The sequence below is a fragment of the uncultured Methanobrevibacter sp. genome, from assembly GCF_937898925.1.
Classification (GTDB): domain Archaea; phylum Methanobacteriota; class Methanobacteria; order Methanobacteriales; family Methanobacteriaceae; genus Methanobrevibacter.
In genome coordinates this window covers 1-2,374 of record NZ_CALDKF010000037.1, presented here as the reverse complement: position 1 = coordinate 2,374, position 2,374 = coordinate 1, and the positions used below count along the sequence as shown (strand labels likewise).

Annotated in this window: 2 protein-coding genes; both read right to left on the bottom strand. The window is 28.3% G+C overall.

Annotated elements, in window-relative coordinates:
• Positions 1–147 precede the first annotated feature (147 nt).
• Positions 148–909, bottom strand: coding sequence for an aspartate dehydrogenase (locus Q0409_RS02975; RefSeq protein ID WP_298534906.1), 762 nt, complete (start codon positions 907–909; stop codon positions 148–150).
• 400 nt (positions 910–1,309) lie between these two features.
• A complete protein-coding gene (locus Q0409_RS02970; RefSeq protein WP_298534904.1) occupies positions 1,310–1,720 on the bottom strand; it encodes a PRC-barrel domain-containing protein in 411 nt (136 codons plus the stop codon).
• Between the last annotated feature and the right edge of the window lie 654 nt (positions 1,721–2,374).

The following is a 2,374-nucleotide window of genomic DNA, read 5'->3' as shown; positions in this document are numbered from 1 at the left end:
ATAAACTATGAAACTTGCGCCCATCCAAACGAATGATGATATTGGAGTTCTTTGGAACTTTCATAGTTGAATAAATCTCATAATCCTTCATCTAATCACCTAAATTCTATAGATTTCTAATCAAAATTCTATTAAATATAAATTAAATTATGTTCCTACAGAGAAACATTCTCCGAAACTTTTCAAGAGCTTAATAGCTGAAAATGCAGCTAACATGCTTGTTTTTGGGTTTGCGGCAAATGGGTAGTTTTCAGAACTTGTCCTGAATTCTCCGAAGTCACCTTTCACTACAACCTCATGGACATTCCTGTCCACTTTAGGATCCACTATTATCTTTACATCAATATCCATATTGCAGGCAATGCTTAATGATGCAGCTACATTGATGTTCACTGGGAATTTCTCAACAGCTTCTGAAGCTTTTCCTTCAAATAGGACTTCTTCCTCTTCAACTTCCCTTCCTAATGATTTAGGTGCCTTTCTTGTAGTCAATGAAGCTTCTGTAATCTTACCTATGGACGCTGCCTTAATACCATCCAAACCAACTATAGCACCAGAAGGAGCGTATACCTTAGCATTATGTTCTTCAGCGGTTTTTCTGACCTTGTTTCTGAATTCCCTATCCATCAATGCACCTACACTCATCACCATCAGATCAATGCCTCTTTCAAGGATATCCAATGCAATGACCTTTAAAGCGATTGGGGAAGCGGATTCCAAAATCAAATCAACATCATCCAGCATGTCCTCTAATCTTAAAACAGCAACACCATTTGCAATCTGTGCAAGATTTTCCGCTCTTTCTATGTCTGTGTCATAGAAATATTTTATTTGTATTCCACTATCGGATATGAATTCATTCACTATAGTGTTAGCTATAGCTCCACATCCTACAATACCTACTATCATAAGTTCACCTCAAATATGAAAAATTGAAAAATTTTTTGAAAGTATACTGTTAAAATAAATTTCATTAATAAATTTCCCTTAATTAAATTTTCTTTAATTAATTTTTCCTTAATTATAATTATTCTTTATTAAATAAAAAACTATCCTATTGAATATAGTTAAGTGTTTGAATTTTGATTTCCAATAAAAATTAAAAAAATGTAAACCATTTATTATAAATTGTTAATAACATTGATAATAACAAGAAAAATGATGAAAATTGCTTCATGAAAAAAATTGAAAAAAAAGAGAAATAAAATAAATATGTTAATTAATCTGAAACTACATTTAGAAAAAATAGGCTAATAATCAAAGGATATGGTAAAAATCTCAAAGATTAAAAACATATTTAGTTAAAGAACTATTGTGCTTTTGGTATAGGAGCTTCTACAGGAGCTTCTGCCGGAGCTGCTCTAACAGGTTCTGGTCTTGGGCGAATAGACATTTCTTCTCCAGCTACTGGAGGTTTTGGTCTTTTTAAGTCTTGAGGATCAATTAACATAATGTCGCCAATAGCAGTAACTCTGTCAAACTCAATGTTAAGTAAGCCTTCTTGGAAGGTTCTGCCTACTTCTTCTTCAGGTACGAACTGGAATCCTCCTCTAAAGATATCTCTGAACCCTGCACTTTTTCTTTCAGGTTCTAAAGCTTTTACTTGAAGTCTAGAGATAGTTCCGTATCTGATATTTAAAACTACGTCGTGTACTTGACCTACATACTGTCCTGCTAATGTATATATATCCAAATCGTAAAGAGTTGAAACTTCTACCATTTTTTTCACCATTATAACTCAATAAATCAAATAAAAATGTTTGTTGTCAATGCACTTAAAACATTGCAAAATCCTTTAATTTTTAAAAATTTTAGCCTATGAATAATGAATTAATAATTAAAGATATGAATTTTTTAATTTTGAGTTTTATTAAGAAATTCATATGAAATTTAACAATTAAACATCAAATAAGCCTATTATATAATATATGTCTATTTGCTTATATAAATACTTTATGTTTTTTAAGTCAAAAATAACTATTAAAATTTAAAAAAATTGCTAAAATTGAAATAAAAATTAAAAATAATTGTAAAAATTATCTAAAAATTAAAAAATAGAAAAATTTCAATATCAAACCGAAAAAATAAGTAAAATTTTAGAGAAAAAATTCAAAAATTTCCAAAAAATGATAATATCATGATAATATCATTGAAAATTTCATGAAATTTGAAAAAAATGTTAATGTCATGTTAATATCATTAAGTAATTTAGTTAGGATAATACTAGAATTTAAGAAAATATTATCGAAAAATGGGAAAGCCGGTAGAAAATATTATAAAAAAATAAAAAAATGAAAAAATGAAAAAATGAAAAAATTAATGAAAAAATTAATGAAAAATAAAAAAGTGAAAAAGTTTTGATCAAACTTTTTCT

Coding starts and splice junctions, on each gene's coding strand:
- Q0409_RS02975 (WP_298534906.1), bottom strand. CDS start 909: ATGATAGTAGGTATTGTAGGATGTGGAGCTATAGCTAACACTATAGTG.
- Q0409_RS02970 (WP_298534904.1), bottom strand. CDS start 1,720: ATGGTAGAAGTTTCAACTCTTTACGATTTGGATATATATACATTAGCA.